The organism is Fuerstiella marisgermanici (genome assembly GCF_001983935.1).
GTDB lineage: Bacteria > Planctomycetota > Planctomycetia > Planctomycetales > Planctomycetaceae > Fuerstiella > Fuerstiella marisgermanici.
In genome coordinates, this window is the sequence record NZ_CP017641.1 from 3,452,511 (window position 1) to 3,471,879 (window position 19,369).

Genomic DNA, 19,369 nt, shown 5'->3' on the forward strand with positions numbered 1-19,369 from the left:
TTTTGGCCGCGTCTGCGAAGAGATGAGTCATGCGGAGGTTGCGGACTGTCTTGGCGAGGAACTCACGACCGTCCAAGGGTGGTTCAAACAGGCTCGCAGTCTCTTGGCCGAATCGCTGCGAACGCAGGTCCGTGATATTGTCGGCCAATATTCAACTCCAGGCCAACTGGACCAGGAATTTCAACGCGAATGGGACGAGTTGGCGGACCACCTGAATCGGAACGGAGGGCTTGAGGCTGCCATCCGACAAAGCCACTCTCAACTGGAACAGGGAAGCGACGGAAGCTGTCGCGTCAAATCCGAAGTGCTGTCCGGAATCTACGGTGCCAAAACCTCGCCTCCTGAAAAGGGGGCAAATGCCCTTTAGAAATCAACTGACCTCGGCGGCAGCAGCGAAGTTCTGGCCAATCTTTGGATTCTCTTCAGAAATTCGTCCAGACTAGCTCCTTGGCGACATGAACTTGGACAGGGCACCACACTGCAAAACTCACATTCTGACGAAAGGTTTACTCATGGGCCTGTTTAAGCGAATAAGCGACATCATTTCAGCCAACTTGAACGAAATGGTCGAACAGCACGAAGACCCGGAGAAGATGCTGAAGCAGGCGATCCGCGAGATGAAGGAATCGATCAAGGCAGCGGAACTAGACACCGCAAGGGTCCTCGCCAACGAGAAGAAGCTGAAAAGGGAACTGGTCAACAATGAGTCTGACGTGAAACGTTGGACAGCGGAAGCCGAATCAGCCGTCGACGTGGGAAACGACGATCTTGCCAGAAAGGCTCTGTCGCGAAAGCTAGCGCACGGTAACATTGTGCAGGCCTTAAGAGACCAGCTTGAAGTGGCTGAACCCGCCACGCAAACGCTGCGGCATCAACTCGAGGGCATGAACGCCAAACTTGCGGAGGCGACGCGAAATTTGGCCACACTGTCAGCACGTAAACAGGCGGCGGAGGTGCGGAAAAAGGCGCTTTCGAGCATGTCGGCAGGCTGTGATCCCACGGTCGGTGATGCAGCGTTCGAAAAATTCGATCGAATGCGCGAGAAAGTTGAGCAGGCCGAGGCAGAAGCCGATGCTTTGGCTGAGCTACGTGGTGACACCTGTCTGCCCAACGCGACCAGCAACAAAGTCGATGCCGAACTCGAAGCATTAAAGCTTCATCGAAAAGCGGGCCAATAATGCGGCGGTCCCATTATTTCCGTTTTTGTCTGTTTGTGAGTTAGAAATGCCAATGGCGGGCCTGATCCACCAATTTGTGTCCGCTTCCGTTCCGTCAGCATCTCACACTGCTCACAAATTAAGGACACCCGAGATCGTGGTCTGATGAGTGGCGCAAACATTGACAAAACCGGAACACGAGCCGCAACGTCCAACGACTTACAGAAGGGCAGTGATGCGGCAACAGTTCTGAGCAATCTGGCCGACTTGGTTGGCCAGTTGAAGCGGCTTCATGCCGCAGGAAAGTACCACGGAAACATCAACCCACTCACCGTCCACGAAAACGAAGAAGGTGGCATTCTGCTGTCTCCCCCGTCGGCATCAGTAACAATCGACGGTACGGCAGAAAACTCAGACAACTTTCCGCCTGAATTCCGCGGCACTACCCGGCTGATACTTCCCACCACGCTGACCGAAGCAAAAGCCCTTCTGACACGGCGCAAAATTACCGCCAACCCGGTGCGCATCGATCTATTTCAAACGGGAGCCTTCGCCTGCAATCGCCTGACAGGGGAGTCGGTGGATTCCTATCTGTCAAGTCCCCGAACCGTATCCCGCGTTCCGCCTTTGCTAAGGCCGGTGATCGATGGTGCTCTGGGAACTCAACCGGACCGCACTTTTGCAACGGCGGAGCAGCTTGCAATCGCAATCGCGACCGCGCAGCAGACGGGTGGTCTTCCAGCTGACGGCGACATAGGCCAAAAGCCAGTCGTCGCTCCGGCGTTGATAGAAGCCGTATCGATTGTTCCGGCGGGAAAACTGACCGCCGATACGCCAGCGACGCAACGGCATCGTGTTGAAAAAGAAGAATTGGACATCCCGTTTGATCGGTTGGGCCACTACGAAATTATTCGCCGGATCGGCCACGGCGGAATGGGCGATGTCTATCTTGGTTACGAAGCGGACCTGGACCGGCATGTTGCGATCAAAGTCCTGCCGCAGGAATTTTCCAGGGAAGCGGATTTCGTCGCACGGTTTCGACAGGAAGCTGCTGCGGCTGCTCGGCTGTCACATCCCAACATCGTCCAGATCTTCTTCGCGGGTGAAGCTGCAGGCTATCTGTACTTCGCGATGCAGCATGTCGATGGCGAATCACTTTCAGAAGTCCTCGAACGCCATGGATCGTTGCCGATTGAGCAAAGCGTGACTGTGATGCGGCAGGTGTTGTCCGGCCTCGCCCATGCCCATCAACATGGCATGGTCCATCGCGATATCAAGCCCGCCAATCTGCTGATCGACCATTCATTGCAGCGCGCACTACTGGCCGATTTCGGTCTGGTGAAGTTTTTCACTGGTAATCACGCGCACACGGCCACAGGCACCGTGATGGGGACTGCAGAATACATGTCGCCGGAACAGGGCCGCGGACATGCGGTGGACGGCCGGTCGGATCTCTATTCCCTGGGAATCGTTGTATATCGAATGCTCAGCGGCCGGCTACCGTTTTCAGCCGATGAGACGTCCGCCCTGATCTTCCAGCACGTGTACGAAACGCCACTGTCGCTGACCGAAGCTTTGCCGCAACTGCCATTGGCTCTGTCGCAGATCGTTGACCGGCTGATGTCGAAGAACCCGGACGATCGGTACGCCAACGCTGAGTCCGTGCTGGAGGATCTGCAGAACCTTGTTGGTGATTCACAAATTGGTACCTCTGCGCCCGATGCTGCGAAGCTGACGCCTGGTAGTACGCCACGCAGCGGCAGAGAATCGACCGTCATTCTGTCGCCCCGATTTTCAGATCCGCCAGTAACGCTGGAAGGTCTTGACGAGGCTGTACGGCCCGCTCTGTGGCCACGGTTGCGCGAACGGCTGCTGAGTGGCTTCGGTCGCGTTGCGCCGGAGGTACGGGACGAGTTGCGGAATACACAGCAACAGGTCGACGGCGCAATTGTAGAATACGCCAAGCGCAGAGATGCGTTGTTGCAGCACCAGACAGACGGCAAGGCGGCGCTGGAGTTGCTTATCGAGCAGCAAGACGATTGGCAGCAGGCGCAAGTAAAGGTTGTTCACCGGCTCGCCAACGCACCAGACGAGCGGACTCGGCAGGAGCTGGCAAACGAGAAGCATCGGTGTCATAAAACCATTGCCGAATTGCAGAAGGAGATTGACGCACAGCAACACGAGCTGGGACACACACACAGCCGGTTGGCTCAGGTAACGACAACACTCGATCGGCTGCGGCATCAGCGAGCCCTGTTGAACGCAAGACTTAGAGTCGCAGAAGCTCGGGCATTGGTACTCGGCGGAAAGCTGTCAAAGACAAACAAACGCCGATGGAAGGTCGTTGCTTACCTGACGACTTGCGTTGCGATCGTTGTCGCGTCTGTTCGGACTGTGCGTGAAGCGGCTTCGCCAACTGCCATCTCAGAACGCCAAGTTAATCCGGTTCCGATGCACGCCTCCGTCGTCGAAACGACAACTACCGCTGCTGGAGACGTAGGCCGATTCCCCAAGGCCTTTCTCTTTGGCAGCGAAGGAATTCTGGACTATGTTGCCAACTGCATCACTTTCGATCCGAATTACGCGAATCCGAATAATCTACTGTTCGCAATGGGCTGCAATGATGGTGCCGTGCGAATTGGACTCATCAACAGAAAGTCAGGCAATACGACATCGCTATAGGCGGATTGCGCGACATTGGATAAGATGGTATAGATGGCAACCTTCAGTGTCAGTGTGATGTTTCACGCTGCTATGTGTGCTGAAATGTTTGAGCCGCGAAAGGATTCCTGCCATGCCTTTGTCCACCAGTTTTGTCGATCATTTCTCTGATGTTACGGATCCAAGGCGCGGTGAGCCGGTCTATCCGCTTCAAAATATTCTGTTCATTGCAGTCTGTGCTGTGATCAGTGGCGCGGATGATTTTGTCGCGATTGCGAAGTTTGGCAGAACGAAACGAGATTGGTTTGCGAAGTATCTCGATCTGTCCGCAGGGATTCCGTCGCACGATCGTTTCAACGCCATCCTCGCTCTGATTCGTCCTGCAGAATTTGAAAAGTGCTTACTGAATTGGATCACTTCTCTGCAGAAAATCAGTGACGGACAAATCATCGCGATCGATGGTAAGACACTCCGTCGCAGCTATGACAAAGCCAGTGGCAAGTCGGCCATCCACATGGTCAGTGCATGGGCCACAGCCAATCATATCAGTCTCGGGCAAGTCGTCGTCGATGCGAAGAGTAATGAGATTACGGCGATTCCCAAACTGCTGGAATTGATCGAGGTTTCCGGTGCTTTAGTGACGATTGACGCCATGGGTTGCCAAACGGAAATCGCGTCGAAGATTGTCGACGCAGAGGCGGACTATTGTCTTGCCGCGAAAGGCAATCAGCCCACGCTACACGCAGGTCTTGTCGCGTTCTTCGCCGACCATTTGGAAGATGACTTTGCACGCTGTCCGGTGCGACGATTTGAAACGAAAGAAAACACCGGCGGCCGCGAAGATTTGCGACAGTATCTGATCTGTCGTGCGCCGGAGGATCTTCCGGACGCACATCGCTGGAAGAACCTGAAGGCGATCGGGATCGCGATCAACAACACTCTCCGCGACGGCAAAATGTGCATCGGCATCCGCTATTACATTTTAAGCCGTTATGTCTCCGGCCGTCGTTTCGCCGAAGCTGTGCGGAGCCATTGGGGTGTCGAGAACAATTTGCATTGGCAACTGGACGTCACTTTCCAGGAAGATCAATCGAGGATCCGTAAAGGCCACGCAGACATGAACTTCAGCATCCTTCGCCGCACGGCGTTGAGTCTTCTGAAAAACGAATCCACAGCCAAGGTGGGGATCAAAAACAAAAGACTCAATGCTGCCTGGGATGAGACATACCTCGCGAAAGTCCTGTTCGGCAAATGACTTAACGTGCAATCCCCCTGCTTCAAATTGGCTTTGGCAAACTGCATGACTTTAGTTTTTCAAATGTTCCGTTCTGAAGAATCACGTCATAACTAATGAGCGTTTGACTTCGCGGCGATGGTAGTTGGCGGGTTGGTCGCGGGGTTGATGTTGTTGTTTGAGTTGGTGGCGATGCAGGTTGGTCGAGCCGAAGCTCAAACGCTTTGTTCAAGGAGCCCGGCTGGGTGCGAAAGGCTGAGTTTTTCTGCTTCGTTTCGTGCAGAATTTACTCACCGCGCAGCGTTAAGAGACTCGGTTGCTCCACGGTTATGTGATCGATTGGCTCAGGCGTACTGCCGATTCGTCAAGCTTCGAAGACTCGGCTTCGTTCGGTGTGACAACGTCATCATCCGGAATCGAGATACGGCAGCGGGTGTTCGTACAGGACTCGGCCGACGTGATCGGTGATCATCACCAGATGCAGGTCACCGCCGCATTCACGACACACCATCGGCCGCTTCGGTGGTTCTTCCGCAACGGCTCGCTTCGCCAGGATGTAACACATGCCCAGGTAGAAACACGCCAGCATCCGCACATAGTCGATACTCAGCGAACTGTGTGAGTGCAAAAAACCGTAGTAGCGGATTCTGTGAAAGTTCGGCGGCAACACGTGCTGCAAAAAGCCTCTCACAAACTCCTGCCCCGAAACTTTGCGACGCTTCGAAAACTTCTTCCCCGACGGCGTGTAGCGATAGGTCACGTGAGTCTCATTCATCGACTCGATGCGGTTGTTACTGATCGCCACACGGTAAACGTACGGAGCCAGATACTTCAGCACGCCGCGTCCGTCGCCCACCGCTTCGACATCCATCACCCACGGCCGAGTCCACGCACGCGGATCAGCGGCCAGAAATTCGTCCTCAATCCCCGCCGCTCGAACCGCATCGCGAAACTTCGCGGGGAAGACTGTGGACGCGGCCTTCTCCGGCAGCAGAAAATTCGGCGGACACTGCTGCCAGCCGGGCGGTCCCGGCGGACCATGGCGTGGCGAGCCGCTTGACCTGGTGCGTTTCATGCGCCGAGGCGTGGCCGTTGGCTCCTGCGAACCATCTTCCGAAACACCACCGCCGGGCACCACGAAATGCACGTGCGGATTGTAGACCGTGAAGTCTCGCCCCCACGTGTGCAGAACTCCGAAGAAGCCCATCCGCTTCGTGCCAACGAACCGCTTTCCAGACGCCAGTTCGTGAATCGTCTGACTGCCACAGTCGAACAACGCTCGATAGCACACGTCCTGGTGAGCGCGCACGACCTTCCGCAGCGCTTCGGGCACTGTGAAGGTGACCATAAAGTAGGGCACCGGCAGCAATTCGGACAGACGATCGGCGAGCCACTTCTGCGTCTTGTCAGACTGGCAGTTCGGGCAGTGTCGGTTGTTGCAACTGCGTCCCACCCAGTGAGTTCGCTGGCAGTCGCCGCAGTCGTATCGCAGATGGCCCAGTTCTCCGGTGCGACACTTTGATATGAAACTCAGCACGCGCTTGTGCTGCAACGGCATGCGTTCGCCGAACTGTTTCAGATAGTCGTCCCCGTGCTGCCGCAATACGTCGGCAACGGTCGGCATCTATCGCGGCTTGCGATTTCGGTGCGGATCGTTGTCAGGACCGATAGGTGGTTCGCCGGGCGGCGGAAACATGTTGTCGAACAATGTTCCCGCGTCGGCGATATCGTCGTGAGTCTTGCGACCGTCTTCTTCCTTCGGATCCGTCAGATGCAGGTAGACCAGCGTCGTCTGCAGGTTCTTATGGCCAAGGAACTTCTGAATCCAGCGCAGCGACACGCCGGCCTCAAACAGATGCGTGGCGATGCTGTGCCGCAGCGTGTGGATCGAAACCTGCTTGGTGAAGCCGAGCTCGCTGACCACATCCTTGATGCAGCCTTGCACGGTCGACGGATCCATCGGCCGCGACGTCGTCGGGCCCTCTTTCTTCGTGCGTCCGATCTGCGGAAACAGCAGCGTTGGATTGCGATGCGTCTTCCAGTAACTGCGCAGCACATGCAGCGTCGAATGCGGCAACGTCACGAAGCGATCCTTCGCGCCCTTGCCACGATGCACATGCACCAGCATGCGTTCGGCATCGATGTCGCCGATCTGCAGACTCAGCGCTTCGCTCATCCGCAGGCCGAGCGTATAGGTGGCCCAGAAGCAGGCTCGATTGCGCGGCTGCCGCACGGCGGCGATCAGTCGGTGAACTTCGTCGATGGACAGCACATCCGGCAGCGTTTTCTGTTTCGGAATACGCAGCTTCGTGAGCACTTTCCAGTCACGCGGTTCGGTGTACTTGTAGAAGAATTTGAGCCCACTGTAAGCGACTCGCAGCGAACCCGGAGCGAACTCGCAGTCGTTGATCAGGTACAACAGATAGTCGGCGACCTGTTGTTCGGAAAGCTGATCCGGCGGCGTGTGGTAATGACCGGCCAGCTTGCGAACTTCGCGAAGGTAGCCATCATGAGTCCGTTGCGCCATACCCCGCAACTGCAGATCCTGCGACATCCGTTCGCGGAGCGACTTCGTGGGTTGGTTGTTACTGCGTTGTTCGTCCGAGTTGCTGTTGTTCCCGTTCTGTGAAGAATGATCGTGTGACATGAAATGGTCTCCCTGAAAGTGAAAGAAACAATCAGAAAGACATGGCACAAGATTTCACTACAATCGCAAATCAGACTCCATTAGAAAATCCCCCGCCGCGCAGCGGCTCACTTGAACAAAACGGTGCACGCAGAGTCGCTGGTCGCGTGGCATTTTTTTTGCTCAGCAGGATGCCCATCCGCTGTGCACGGCACTGGCTTCAGGTGCAACAAGATTGGCGTCAAGCGGCGACGGACACAAATAACACGACAACAAAGGCGAGGACTGGACTGCCAATCCCAAACTGATCGCGATCGACTACGAAGGATTGAAGCCGGTTTCAGTAAAACGTTTTGCGGCGATCGACCTCACAATGACGACAACACCGACAAACAGCCATTCTCGATTCACCTTTGCGTTGTTGCTATGGCTGCTCACACTGGGGTGTGCAAATTCTTCAGTGCCACCGGAAGGCACAAGTGTCACTGGCGCGTCGGGAGGGTGTGGTCACTTCACTGCTTACCGGTTCAACCAGGCTCGCACATTGGCCGTCGTGCTCAGAGTAGACGAAGACCAGATCGAACTGTCGGACGAGCCGACGGAAATTGTTCTGGGGCCAAAGGCGACTGGTGTTGAAGTTGAGGTGTATCAGTTTGGGCAACCGGCCGGCGAATATTTTTGCGACGATGTCGGCGGAGACCCGGAGCCGATTGCCAAATGGACGGTCACTGGCGGAAGCGTCAGCATCAGTCGCACAGCCGGTAAACCGCCGGCGCATCTGTCGAATGCGACTCACAAAATTTCCGCTGTTTTGAGAAACATGACAATAACGCACACCACGACGGGTGCAACGGCGCACTTCGGCGATGTAAACATAGAGAGTGTCTGGGTCGGATGGATTCCTGGATAACGTACGGGTGTTTTTTGGACCGGAACGGCGAATCCGGCGGAATCTGAAATCAACGCGTAGCGTCGCCGCCCAGTTACGCATTTCGTTGAACTTAACCGCTTCGTGTGCTGATCGTCTTGAGCATGTTGACTGTGCTGACTTGTTGATGGTCCTCTTTTGACGGATTTCCAGGTCTTCCGCGCTGGCCAGGTCGTGACGAAGTTCCAGGTCGCCTGGAATTTCCAGGTTGGGTGTGCGATCGCACATGGCTTCAGCGATTGTTCATAACGAAACAGGTCGCGTTGTCTGGATGCTGTGGCATTCTGTGTGAACAGCTCGCGTGTGATTTTCCATCACGCGGTAACTCTTCCTTCACTCAGAAAGTGACCACCATGACGCCCTGGCAATCTCGCACAACTGTGCTCACGAAACGCATGGCCGATGATATGAAGCTGCGCAACTTTGCTCAGGCGACCATTGACGCCTACACGTATCATGTCGGCCGCTTCGCCGAGTTTCTCGGCAAGTCACCGGAACAGGCGTCCGCCGAAGACGTGCGATCGTTTCAACTGCACCTCATCGAAGTGAGGAAAGTTGGCTGGAGCTCCTTCAATCAGGCCGTGTGTGGCCTACGTTTTCTGTACCGCCACACGTACCCTCGCGAGTGGGTGGTGAAGATGGTGCCGTTCGACAAGCGCCCGAAGACCCTTCCGGAAGTTCTCAGCGGGGAAGAAGTTTCTCGGCTGATCGAATGTACGACGAATATCAAACATCGGACTTTTCTACTGACTCTCTATTCGGCCGGGCTGCGGCTGAACGAGGCGGCTCACCTGAAGATTGCCGACATCGACAGCCAGCGAATGCAGCTGCGAGTGACCTGCGGCAAAGGAGCGAAGGAACGACGCGTGCCGTTGTCGCCGAGACTGCTGAAAGAACTTCGCGAGTACTGGAAGCAGTATCGTCCGGTGACATATCTGTTTCCCGGACGAACCAGGGATGTTCCTCTGGCTCCGACCACCATTCAAAAAGTGATCAAAGCTTCGACAGCACGAGCGGGCATCGAACGCAACATCACGCCACACACGATGCGCCACAGCTTTGCGACTCACCTGCTGGAAGCGGGAGTCGATCTGCTGGCGATCAGTCGCCTGCTGGGTCACAAAAGCTTTTCAACGACGATGAAGTATCTGCATGTGCGACGCCTGCATCTGAACAGCGTGCCCAGTCCGGCGGACTGGCTGCCGGTGAGACAACTTCCGGGATGGGCGGCACCGGGCGCAGCGGATGTGAGCGTCCGCTCGGACGGCAGGAAACCGACGACAGATTAACCGATGTCGGCGGTTGCGATGTCACTTACAAAAGCGACAATCCACGCCATCGCCTGCCGGGGCGTCCCGGCGTCATCGACATCCTGAAGGACAACGCGGCAGAATTCGTTCGTGGGAACCCGGGACAGGCGGTGCGTCAGGTGCAGAGTGTGCTGTCGAAGATTTCGGTGTGTCGCACGGCGGCGCTGGGCGCATCGTGGCACTGGTGTTCGCAATGCGATACAGGCATTCGTATTGCGAATTCGTGCGGCGACCGCCACTGCCCTCAGTGTCGCGGCGCGTCTCGCGCGGCATGGGTGGATTCGGCGATGAAGAGGATCGTCGACGGAGTGAACTACTATCAAGTTGTCTTCACGCTCCCGGAGCAGTTGTCGTCGCTGGCCCTGGGCAACCGCCGAGTGATCTTCAATCTGCTGTTTCACGCGGCGTGGAAGTCGCTCAAAACAGTGCTCGAAGACGAACAGGCTTACGAAGCTGCCGCGGCGATGGTGCTGCACACGTGGAACCAACACCTGGATGCTCACGTGCATGTCCATGCGGTCGTGCCGGGCGGCGGACCATCCCTGACAAATCCCGGCACCTGGAAGAATTCGGTTCCTCCACGACACGAACGTTCGACGCGATGGTGGCTGGTCGACGCCGATGATCTTCGCTTCGAATTTCGCGAACAGTTCCTGGCCGGTCTTCGTTGACTGCACGCGAAAGGAGAACTCCGGTTGACCGGCGACTGGGCTCACCTGCAGGATAAGGCGGAGTTCGAAGCATTTCTGGCACCACTGGAGAAGACGTCGTGGGTGACCTACATCCAGCCTCCGCCGACGGAAGCATCGCAGCCGCAGGATATCGTGAAGTATCTGGCTCGGTATCTGACAGGCGGTCCGATTTCGGACGCTCGGCTGGTGAACTACGAACGCGGCAGGGTGACCTTCACGGCGCGAACGGGCTCCCGGCATGGCGGCAGTGATGAGGTTGAAGACGTCGAACTTCCTGCGCAGGCGTTCGTTCGTCGCTGGTGCCTGCACATTCTTCCGCGCGGCTTCACGAAGACGCGCGGCTACGGTGGGTGGAGCAATCATCATCTCAAACGTTACGTGGCGGAGTGTCGTCGCCTGCGACAGGCTGTTGACGACGCAACAACGAACGACACTCCCACAGCGGAAGACGTGTTCGTCGAAACGAACGATGAGTTTCCCGGACGACGTTGTTCAACGTGCGGCGGCGAGTTGGAATTGACTGAGCGAGTGCACCGGACAAGCTGGCGAGACATCTTCTCGGGACCAGACTGTCCCGCGTGGAACACGTTTCGGGAGCGTCCCGGATGAACGACTTCTTCGACAACGTGAACGGCCTTCCATTCGCTCGTATCCCGCTGCCGAATTCGTCGCTGCTGCGCATCGCCGTATGTGTGGCGTTGTGTCGCGACATGACAATCGGTGTGATTCCGCAGACACGGCCAATTGGACAAACCGGTCCACTGATCGGCGGCCCTTTGGTAATGACAACGAGTCACCCTCGGGCTATGCTGACTCCTGAACAGAGTTCAGTGACGTCATTGAATTCGCGAGGGCGACTGACTGCGTAGCCTGCCCTCGTCCTCCGCACACGAAGCGGAAAAGTTCAACGCACGATCTATGAGTCGGCTTACCTGCCGCCGCATAGATCGCAATTCGTTATGTGGCGATTGACATGAGCGGCACGAAGTTATCTAAATCACTTGCGGTGACCATCGCAGCGATCGCGGTCGCGTGCACGGCTCTTGCGGTGGGCCAGTTCTCTGCTCGTCACCAGACTTCGGAACCCTCCGAACTTTGGGCAAACGCAATCCTGTATTCTTTTGACCGCGGAGAAGACGCCTCAAAGCGGACTCTCCGCCGCTTCGCCGAGGCAATTGCCGCCTCCGACAATGCCAGCAATATCTACGTTTCCTTGGGGGATTACCTGCGTGGTCCGGTGCCATTCGCAAATGCCTGGAACAAAGCATTCGGTGACGATGAGAAACTGGCCGCAGCAACCTCCGATCCCGATGGACTGTACGCAAGCGTTGACGGGATTATCTCGATAATGGACGGGGACGACCAAGCCGCAGCGGCCTACGTGGCAGCAGTCCGGGAAGACCCAGATAATCGTCTGGCCCATTTCCGAGTCGCCCTGTATGGCGACACCGACGAATGGATCGCATCCGCACGATGGCTTATCACAAATGACTCTTCGAATGCCCTTGGGCTGTACCTGGAAGCCGCACATGCCATCGCGTGCGCCCCGGATTCTGTATTGCCGTTGATGCAAGCGGCAGTTTCCCGTCCAGCGATTCACTTACCCTCAGATGTGGTCCCCGATCCGGGTACCGCGACGTTCCCAGAATCCTTCGAACACTTTTCCGGCCAGCCCGTCTCGAAGTCTGCCTTAGGCTTCATCGTACATCGCGTAAACACAATGTTTAGCTTCGACGATCCGCTTGGGAGTGCAATTGAGTTAGTCCTGGCTCATATCTTACAGATCGCTGACGATTGCGGAGATCCTCGCTCCGAAACTGCGATCCTCATCCATCAGCAACTATGCCACCAACTCGTCTTCAATACCTCCGCAGAGCTGTTTATTTCGTTTTCCGGCATCTTCCGACACGAGGATTCGTACCAATTGCTGCTGAGTCGTTTGGCCCCCACGCATCCAATGGTCCAAACGTGCGAACTTAAGCACAAACAGGTGCAGCGTTTTCGCGAACTTCTCAAATCACACTGGCGACCGGGCAGGGAAGAAATTCGTAAATTCACGCCCGAAATGATACTCTCTGGAGCTGTGAATGCAGTCGCGGCCGAAACTGCACTCGTCACTCAAATTCAGAAAATGGCGTTGCAACCTTAGTTGCTCGCTAGAGCAGTTTCCCTTTCTCTCGTGGACGGTTCGGGCTCGTGGGAAACAGCATCCATAGTACGAAACGCTTGTTCCGCGGCCACAAGTCAGCGAGATTGGCTGTAACTGTTGCGATAAACGGAATTGTAGTCGTCCGTTTCCGGAATTCAGCATCGGTCTCCGCAACCGAGCTACGGTGTTCGCTGAGCAGCCAAGCCACAGACCTTGTTCATTGGTGAGTGCGGGGAGCGTTTTCATGGAGTCCGAACTATTTGACATCTGTTGCGAGCGGGATCCCGAACCGGCGGATCAGCATCGACGACTTGTTATCGCGATACAAAGTGGCGCAGACATTCACGCGGCGGACAAGAACGGTGTGACCGCGTTGCACCATGCTGTTCGGTTCAGAAACCCGACGGCGGTCAAGACGCTTATCCAACACGGGGCAAACGTCAACCAAGCCTGCCGGCGAAACGGGTCAACGCCTCTTCACCGCGCAGTCACCCAAACCGGAGCGCCCGGGACTGCCGGAAAAGCTCAGGCTGCGAAGGAAATTATTGAATTGCTCCTTGCTGCGGGAGCCGATCCTTCGATTGCCAATAAGACGGGAAAGAAGCCCGCACAGTATGTGACCGATGCAGCGCTTGAGGCTTTACTCGCCGAAAAGTAAAACGCCGTGGGGTTGTCGCACAACACGCCGAGCCTGCCGACAACACGTGTGCGAATCGAAGGCGACATCGGCTGCCCGGCTCCAGCGCCGTGTTCCAACTACCTTTGCTAACATCGGCGTTCACGCGACTATCGCCGTGACGCCTCGAGACACATTTCTGAAGGTGAATATCCCATGCCAATCCCATCCAAAACAGAACCGACAAAAGTGGCCGCCAGTGAATGGCAGAACCCGGGAGAGCGATTGCGCGGCCTGCTTGAAGGGCAAACGCTGAAGTCGAATGTGACTCTTATCCGCTTTGTCACAGACGTTGTCAGAGACGGGCCAACTCTTCACGTTCACCCGTATGACGAAATTTTCACGATCACGGAAGGCCGAGCTCGCTTCACCGTGGGTGACAAAATCATTGATGCCGAAGTCGGTGACGTCGTGTTGGGTCCCGCTAATGTTCCGCACGGCTATCAGAATCTGGGCCCGGGACGACTCGATTCGCTGGACATTCATCTCAGTCCGGAATGGATTCAATACAATCTGGCCGATGGGTGGGACAGCTCGAGCATTCTGATCTCCGCCGAATCAAAGGTGGATCGCGAAGCGGACGGATAGGAATTCCTAACTTCGCGGGTCGCGAATTCTGCCGCCAGTGTGTTGTTGGTCGGCTGTTCGGAAGAACGATCGCGTCGAGGCGCCGGCGGAACAGCAATCCCGCGGCTGGCGCCTTGCGGCTCATGCGTGCGCGGGCAAATTGCAAATGACGGGACAGAGCCGAGGGCATGCCGGAGCTGCGTTTCGCCTAAGTCGGCCTGCGTCACTTCTGCACTTTGAACAAGTGGTTGAAGTGAGTGGTGTGACCGTTCAAGCGACTGGTACTCTAAATAGTGACCTTGAGCGTGCTACGCAAGACTTCGCTCGGTGCGGCTGCCATCGGATTCCATCACGCCGACTCGCACACAATCGAATGCTTCTGTGGCGACAGCGAGTGTCGGCCGGTTGGGGCAATCTTCCAGTTGATCCAGCTGGTTACGAATGCCTGCGCACAGAAATTCGTTGCATGTTGTGCTGCGGATCTCGCGAGGGAGCTGGCAGCCATCAGGCGTGTGGTAGACGCACGAATCCGCAAGCGATTCATCGGGAATGCGGTCAATATAGTCCTCAATCATTTCCGCCGCCGTCCGATCGGGCTCGGTCAACAAACGGAGTGCCAAAAACTCGGGGTGCAAAAGTGCGATCTCCCGACCGGCGCGGCAACAGTTCCCCCGGCACGTGCTGCAGGCGTTGATGATGTACGGCTCGGCCGGTTCTGCGTCCTCTGGTCTATGTTCGCCCAGCAGCCAGGCAACTCGTTGGGGATCAGCAACTAGTTCTTCCGCGGCTGCAAAGCGTTCGGTCAGAGCAGCGCGGAATGCGAGTCGCCGTTCCTCAGACATTGCCACCATTTTGCCGTCGTAACTTGGCACGATGATTGTCAGCAGCGGTGGATCATGCTGCAGAAGGTCGGGACACGAACGCTGCAGTTGCTGGTCGACGGCGTCTTCCAGCTGCCTACGTTCCGCAGCCGCCCGAGCCTCCGCCAGTCGCGCTTGCTCCTGCAGCCAGGGACCTCGACAGGCCAGCCGTTGGCAGATGTTCTCCGATCGCTCGAAGGGCGTCTGTAGCTCCGCTCCGCACGATGGACAAAGCGGATTTGTAATCAGCGACCCGATCAATGGTCGCGTCTGTTGCTTCGAAAAACTCACCGGGTGGCTCCCACGTTAGATGTGCTCAGCGAAGACAATGGATCCGATGGCGTTGGAAGTTCCGACGCTGTCTGCGTTTCATCACGTCTCACGAATTGATCGACGACGTGCGCAGCGACGGAACGTGGAAACAGTCATTCAGGAAACTTTCAGCGGCGGCATAGCCTCCAGCCTTTGCTGCCCCTTCAGCTGCACACCGATAAGCGTCCGAAAAACTGGCTCGCGATTCTACTTCATTACACGCCGAGATGCGCGAAGGCAGAACTCAAAACCATCGCCTGAAGGCAGAACGGATGTACAGCACTGACCACCTTCTGAATCGCGAAACGTTCTGCCAGAGAATGCAGCAGCCTGTTAAGTCGCAGCAGCGCAGCCGTGACGCAGCTGGAGAAAACGTTTGTTGAGAAGCTCCGCACTTGAGCGCGCTTGACTGTGTGCCTATGCACAGAAAACAGGCCGCCGATGCGAGAAACATGGGCAGCGATTCCTTACTGAGTTCCGCGGTGGCCACGTACGAACTTTCTTAAGCCAATGGCGCGGCATTGTTTTTTCGCCGGTTTTGCTGTGACTGACCGTGCGCGAAGTGCGATGTCTTTGCTCTCGCTGGCGAGTTCTAAGGGATAACGGAATGCCGTTTGCATTTAAGGATTAACGGCTGATGCGAGGTTTAGATCCTGTGCACTGACTGGCGTTGCTTTGCGGTTCGTGCGTACTCAGGTCCAGACCTCCAGGAGAACCAAGCACTGCCGCACACAATCTTGCCTCGGGGACTGATCAAATGACGGAAGATGTGCTGACACTTATTCTAGCCGGAGGCGTCGGATCGCGACTGAGTCCGCTGACATCACATCGAGCCAAGCCAGCCGTGCCGTTCGGCGGGCAGTACCGAATCATCGACTTCGCGCTCAGTAACTGCCTTCACTCCGGATTGCGGCGGATTCTTGTACTCCCCCAGTACAAATCGCACTCGCTGAACAAGCATCTTCGCGATGGCTGGTCTGTCTTCAATCCGTCGCTTGGTGAGTACATTACTCCGATACCTCCCCAAATGCGCACGGACGATTCCTGGTATCAGGGCACTGCCGATGCCATCTACCAAAACCTTTTCCTGTTGGAACGTAGCGGTGCGAAATACGTGGTTGTCCTCTCCGGCGATCACATCTATCGCATGGACTATGCTGAATTGATTAACGTTCACAAGTTCATGGAAGCCGATGCGACGGTTGCGTGCATGGCGGTTGATCGCAAGTTGGCATCATCCTTTGGCGTCGTTGAAGTCGACAACCAATTGCGAATTGTTGATTTCGAAGAAAAGCCCGCCAGCCCACAACCCATGCCGGATCACCCTGACAAGGCGATGGCATCCATGGGAGTGTATGTGTTTTCAATCGACATCCTGATAGACACACTGCGAAACGACAGCACGAAGGCAGATTCGACTCGCGACTTTGGGTGCGACATTCTTCCCCGTCTAATCAAGGAAAAGGACGTTGTCGCCTACCAGTTTGGCACCGCGAATGGTCGAGTTTCAACGGACGGCTACTGGCGTGACGTGGGTACGCTCGATTCCTACTACGACGCAAACATGGACCTGTTGCGGCCCCTGCCTCCGATCGATCTGTATCAACCAGACTGGATGATCAGAACGGCGATTACTCAAAATCCGCCAGCTAGGACCGTCAGTGGTCCGACAGGCATTGAACCGCGGCTGATTAACTCGATCATTTCTCCGGGGGCGATTGTCGCGGGCGGAATAGTGGTAAACTCAATTCTGTCGCCAAACGTCCGTGTTGATGAAGGGGCTCATGTTTTTGACTCAGTCCTGTTTGACGGAGTCTCGGTTGGCACTGGTGCGCGAGTTTCTCGTTGTATTGTCGAGAAAGGCGTTAAGATTCCGCCGGGAATAATTCTCGATTACGATTCGGTGGCAGAATCTGGTGACTGTGTGATTTCAGACAACGGTGTCATCGTCATTCCGCAGGGATATTGCGAATGGGGACGGCACAGCGCCCGGAGTTCCGAAGAGTCTGATGACAGTGAGAGTCTCGCCCTGCACGCTGCCAGCTTCAGCTCCTGAATTTGCCGTTGATTGCTGCCAAGAGCCCAGCTCGAGCGAGCTTGCATATCGAGCCTGAATCACAATCATGTCAGGCATGACTAAACATCGCCTTATCGTCTTCTCTGATCTCGACGGATGTCTGCTGAACAAGCATGACTACCAGTGGCAAGATGCAAGACAGTGCCTTCTGGAACTGCGCGACCGCGGCGTTCCGCTGATATTGGCTTCCAGCAAGACTGTTGCCGAAATTGAGGCGATTGCGGCAGAGATCCCCTGCGTGAATTCTCCATTCATCTCAGAAAATGGTGGAGCTATCTGCTGGCGTTCACTTGCCACCGCAGGCGACCCTGAGATTCAGTGCGCGGGCGTTCCCCGGTCTGAAATCCTTGATCTGTTAGCCAAGCTAAAGTCACAGTTCCAATTCCGTTCCTTCCGTGATTTGGGTCTGAGTGGCGTCATGGAGAGCACAAGTCTGGACGCAGAGAAAGCGACCGCGGCGATGATGCGGCAAAGCACGGAGCCGTTGTTGTGGGACGATTCTGAAAATCAGCGAACGGAATTCGAACAGATTCTGCAGCAGCATAAACTGACGCTGACTAAAGGCGGCCGTTTTTGGCACGTAGCTGGAAAGATTTCGAAGGGCGATGCTCTGCGAAAAGTCGTCGAACGGTACCGCAACCCCGGCGCAGTGGTGGCGGCCATCGGCGACAGTCAAATTGACCAAAGCATGCTGGATGCCGCCAATGTGCCCATCGGAATTCGCGTTAATGGTATTCTTAGCGTCAACGTGTCGTGTCCGCCGGGAATTGTGCCTCAATCAGAAGGAGCCAGGGGCTGGGCGGAAGCGGTGACTGAACTTCTCCGCAATTTCGAATAGACTGAGCGTCTGGTCACACCAACTTCACTCTCCGGAAACAGCGGTACATGGCAGACTTTTCACAGAATGGCGTCATTGGCACTCTGCACAACCTTCGCAATCGATCGACAGAAGAACTTGAAGCGGAGCTCGTTGAATACTCTACAGAAACGCCAATGTCCCTGTTGCTGCCGTGCCTCTATTCCGAACTGGAAGGCCCGGCGATGGGGCCAATTGTCGAGGAACTCGCGAAGATACCTTACCTGTCCGAGATCATCATCGGACTCGACCGAGCCAACGAGACGCAGTTCGAGGCCGCTCGAAAATTCTTCGCGAAGCTGCCTCAGAACTTTGTCGTGCTTTGGAATGACGGCACGCGCCTTCGCCATGTCGACGCCGCTCTGCAGGAGGTTGGGCTGGCGCCGACAGAACCGGGCAAAGGCCGCAACGTCTGGTATTGTCTCGGCTACTTCCTGGCGTCTCAGACGTCAAAAGCTGTTGCGTTGCACGATTGTGACATACTGACCTACGACCGCAGCATCCCGGCCAGGTTACTTTATCCGCTGGCACATCCCCGTTTTAACTATCAGTTCTGTAAGGGCTACTACTATCGAGCCGCCGGCGGTCAGCTAAACGGCCGTGTCTTCCGGCTGTTGGTGATCCCGCTGATTCGAGCTCTCAAACAAGTTCTCGGTCGTCTTGAGTATCTCGACTACATGGGCAGCTTTCGCTACGCACTGTCCGGCGAATTTTCGATGAGGTCTGAGGTCGTCCAATCGCTGCGAATTCCTGCGGACTGGGGATTGGAAATCGGAACACTGTCAGAAATGTTCCGCAACTGCAGCACGCAACGCATCTGTCAAGTCGACATTGCCGACGCCTACGACCACAAGCATCAGCCCGTGTCGGAAGACAACCGAACCGGCGGCCTGCATCGCATGGCCAACGATATTTCCAAAGCGCTGTTCCGCAAACTGGCGGTTGAAGGCGTGGTCATCACCAGCAGCATGCTTAGAACTTTGAAAGCCTGCTACTATCGAACCGCTTTGGACGTTGTGGATCATTATCACAACGACGCCGTGATGAGCGGACTGGATCTCGACCGACACCAGGAAGAAGCAACAGTAGAGCTGTTTAGTCGAGTGATACTCGCCGCCGGCGATGAGTTCCTCACTCGTCCCGACGAAGCGCCTTTCATCCACAACTGGGCTCGAGTTCGAAGTGCACTGCCCGATGTTCTTGATCAGATCGTTGGCGCCGTGCAGGCTGACAACGCCTGACGTGCTCTGGAACTGCCACCGCG

16 protein-coding genes and 1 pseudogene are annotated in these 19,369 nt (G+C 56.0%); 14 read left to right on the forward strand and 3 right to left on the reverse strand.

All coding sequences use genetic code 11. The features are described 5' to 3' along the window. Positions 1–22: 22 nt before the first annotated feature. The 4 genes from Fuma_RS12960 (at position 23) to Fuma_RS12975 (ending at position 5,073) form a co-directional block, all read left to right on the forward strand. A complete protein-coding gene (locus Fuma_RS12960; protein WP_077024513.1) occupies positions 23–367 on the forward strand; it encodes a hypothetical protein in 345 nt (114 codons plus the stop codon). A gap of 145 nt (positions 368–512) precedes the next feature. Continuing rightward, positions 513–1,178: a PspA/IM30 family protein gene (locus Fuma_RS12965; RefSeq protein ID WP_077024514.1), complete on the forward strand. Its 666-nt coding sequence runs from the start codon at positions 513–515 to the stop codon at positions 1,176–1,178. A gap of 144 nt (positions 1,179–1,322) precedes the next feature. After that, positions 1,323–3,839 (forward strand): serine/threonine protein kinase, encoded by a 2,517-nt coding sequence (locus Fuma_RS12970; protein WP_077024515.1) that lies wholly within the window; start codon positions 1,323–1,325, stop codon positions 3,837–3,839. A gap of 112 nt (positions 3,840–3,951) precedes the next feature. After that, the gene (locus Fuma_RS12975; RefSeq protein ID WP_077022466.1) at positions 3,952–5,073 is read left to right on the forward strand and encodes an ISAs1 family transposase; all 1,122 of its coding nucleotides are present in this window, start codon (positions 3,952–3,954) and stop codon (positions 5,071–5,073) included. 385 nt (positions 5,074–5,458) lie between these two features. Here Fuma_RS12975 and Fuma_RS12980 read toward each other — a convergent pair whose 3' ends face one another. Continuing rightward, complete coding sequence (locus tag Fuma_RS12980; protein ID WP_077023010.1) at positions 5,459–6,676, reverse strand: IS91 family transposase; 1,218 nt, start codon at positions 6,674–6,676, stop codon at positions 5,459–5,461. After that, on the reverse strand, positions 6,677–7,699 hold the full coding sequence (locus tag Fuma_RS12985) for a site-specific integrase (RefSeq protein ID WP_077023497.1): 1,023 nt from the start codon (positions 7,697–7,699) through the stop codon (positions 6,677–6,679). A gap of 352 nt (positions 7,700–8,051) precedes the next feature. Here Fuma_RS12985 and Fuma_RS12990 point away from each other — a divergent pair, with 352 nt between their 5' ends. The 7 genes and pseudogenes from Fuma_RS12990 to Fuma_RS13025 all read left to right on the forward strand — a co-directional run bounded on the left by Fuma_RS12990 (position 8,052) and on the right by Fuma_RS13025 (position 14,021). Then, entirely contained in the window at positions 8,052–8,588 is a 537-nt protein-coding gene (locus Fuma_RS12990; protein WP_145944020.1) for a hypothetical protein, read from the forward strand. Between the two features lie 371 nt (positions 8,589–8,959). Continuing rightward, positions 8,960–9,895, forward strand: a complete 936-nt coding sequence (locus Fuma_RS12995; RefSeq protein WP_083732551.1) for a tyrosine-type recombinase/integrase — start codon at positions 8,960–8,962, stop codon at positions 9,893–9,895. Continuing rightward, positions 9,829–11,217 (forward strand): annotated as a pseudogene (locus tag Fuma_RS36200) (IS91 family transposase). Before Fuma_RS12995 ends, Fuma_RS36200 begins: the two are co-directional and overlap by 67 nt. After that, entirely contained in the window at positions 11,214–11,477 is a 264-nt protein-coding gene (locus Fuma_RS13010; protein ID WP_077023493.1) for a hypothetical protein, read from the forward strand. Before Fuma_RS36200 ends, Fuma_RS13010 begins: the two are co-directional and overlap by 4 nt. Before the next feature lie 104 nt (positions 11,478–11,581). Beyond that, positions 11,582–12,757 (forward strand): hypothetical protein, encoded by a 1,176-nt coding sequence (locus Fuma_RS13015; protein WP_077024516.1) that lies wholly within the window; start codon positions 11,582–11,584, stop codon positions 12,755–12,757. A gap of 244 nt (positions 12,758–13,001) precedes the next feature. Then, positions 13,002–13,415, forward strand: a complete 414-nt coding sequence (locus tag Fuma_RS13020; RefSeq protein ID WP_077024517.1) for an ankyrin repeat domain-containing protein — start codon at positions 13,002–13,004, stop codon at positions 13,413–13,415. A 174-nt stretch (positions 13,416–13,589) separates the two neighbouring features. Further along, positions 13,590–14,021, forward strand: coding sequence for a cupin domain-containing protein (locus tag Fuma_RS13025; RefSeq protein WP_077024518.1), 432 nt, complete (start codon positions 13,590–13,592; stop codon positions 14,019–14,021). Between the two features lie 287 nt (positions 14,022–14,308). Here the strand turns inward: Fuma_RS13025 and Fuma_RS13030 are convergent, their stop codons facing one another. After that, positions 14,309–15,151: a hypothetical protein gene (locus Fuma_RS13030; protein WP_077024519.1), complete on the reverse strand. Its 843-nt coding sequence runs from the start codon at positions 15,149–15,151 to the stop codon at positions 14,309–14,311. A 778-nt stretch (positions 15,152–15,929) separates the two neighbouring features. Between Fuma_RS13030 and glgC the strand changes: the two genes are divergently transcribed. From glgC to Fuma_RS13045, 3 genes are all read left to right on the forward strand, one after another. After that, positions 15,930–17,228 (forward strand): glucose-1-phosphate adenylyltransferase, encoded by a 1,299-nt coding sequence (gene glgC / locus Fuma_RS13035; protein WP_083732019.1) that lies wholly within the window; start codon positions 15,930–15,932, stop codon positions 17,226–17,228. 76 nt (positions 17,229–17,304) lie between these two features. Further along, entirely contained in the window at positions 17,305–18,087 is a 783-nt protein-coding gene (locus tag Fuma_RS13040; RefSeq protein ID WP_158520967.1) for an HAD-IIB family hydrolase, read from the forward strand. A 47-nt stretch (positions 18,088–18,134) separates the two neighbouring features. Beyond that, positions 18,135–19,346, forward strand: a complete 1,212-nt coding sequence (locus tag Fuma_RS13045) for a glycosyltransferase family protein (RefSeq protein ID WP_077024522.1) — start codon at positions 18,135–18,137, stop codon at positions 19,344–19,346. Positions 19,347–19,369 lie beyond the last annotated feature (23 nt).

Bases quoted from the DNA above. Each gene is read 5' to 3' on its own strand.
- Fuma_RS12960 (WP_077024513.1), top strand. From the start codon at position 23: ATGAGTCATGCGGAGGTTGCGGACTGTCTTGGCGAGGAACTCACGACC.
- Fuma_RS12965 (WP_077024514.1), top strand. From the start codon at position 513: ATGGGCCTGTTTAAGCGAATAAGCGACATCATTTCAGCCAACTTGAAC.
- Fuma_RS12970 (WP_077024515.1), top strand. From the start codon at position 1,323: ATGAGTGGCGCAAACATTGACAAAACCGGAACACGAGCCGCAACGTCC.
- Fuma_RS12975 (WP_077022466.1), top strand. From the start codon at position 3,952: ATGCCTTTGTCCACCAGTTTTGTCGATCATTTCTCTGATGTTACGGAT.
- Fuma_RS12980 (WP_077023010.1), bottom strand. From the start codon at position 6,676: ATGCCGACCGTTGCCGACGTATTGCGGCAGCACGGGGACGACTATCTG.
- Fuma_RS12985 (WP_077023497.1), bottom strand. From the start codon at position 7,699: ATGTCACACGATCATTCTTCACAGAACGGGAACAACAGCAACTCGGAC.
- Fuma_RS12990 (WP_145944020.1), top strand. From the start codon at position 8,052: ATGACGACAACACCGACAAACAGCCATTCTCGATTCACCTTTGCGTTG.
- Fuma_RS12995 (WP_083732551.1), top strand. From the start codon at position 8,960: ATGACGCCCTGGCAATCTCGCACAACTGTGCTCACGAAACGCATGGCC.
- Fuma_RS13010 (WP_077023493.1), top strand. From the start codon at position 11,214: ATGAACGACTTCTTCGACAACGTGAACGGCCTTCCATTCGCTCGTATC.
- Fuma_RS13015 (WP_077024516.1), top strand. From the start codon at position 11,582: ATGAGCGGCACGAAGTTATCTAAATCACTTGCGGTGACCATCGCAGCG.
- Fuma_RS13020 (WP_077024517.1), top strand. From the start codon at position 13,002: ATGGAGTCCGAACTATTTGACATCTGTTGCGAGCGGGATCCCGAACCG.
- Fuma_RS13025 (WP_077024518.1), top strand. From the start codon at position 13,590: ATGCCAATCCCATCCAAAACAGAACCGACAAAAGTGGCCGCCAGTGAA.
- glgC (WP_083732019.1), top strand. From the start codon at position 15,930: ATGACGGAAGATGTGCTGACACTTATTCTAGCCGGAGGCGTCGGATCG.
- Fuma_RS13040 (WP_158520967.1), top strand. From the start codon at position 17,305: ATGACTAAACATCGCCTTATCGTCTTCTCTGATCTCGACGGATGTCTG.
- Fuma_RS13045 (WP_077024522.1), top strand. From the start codon at position 18,135: ATGGCAGACTTTTCACAGAATGGCGTCATTGGCACTCTGCACAACCTT.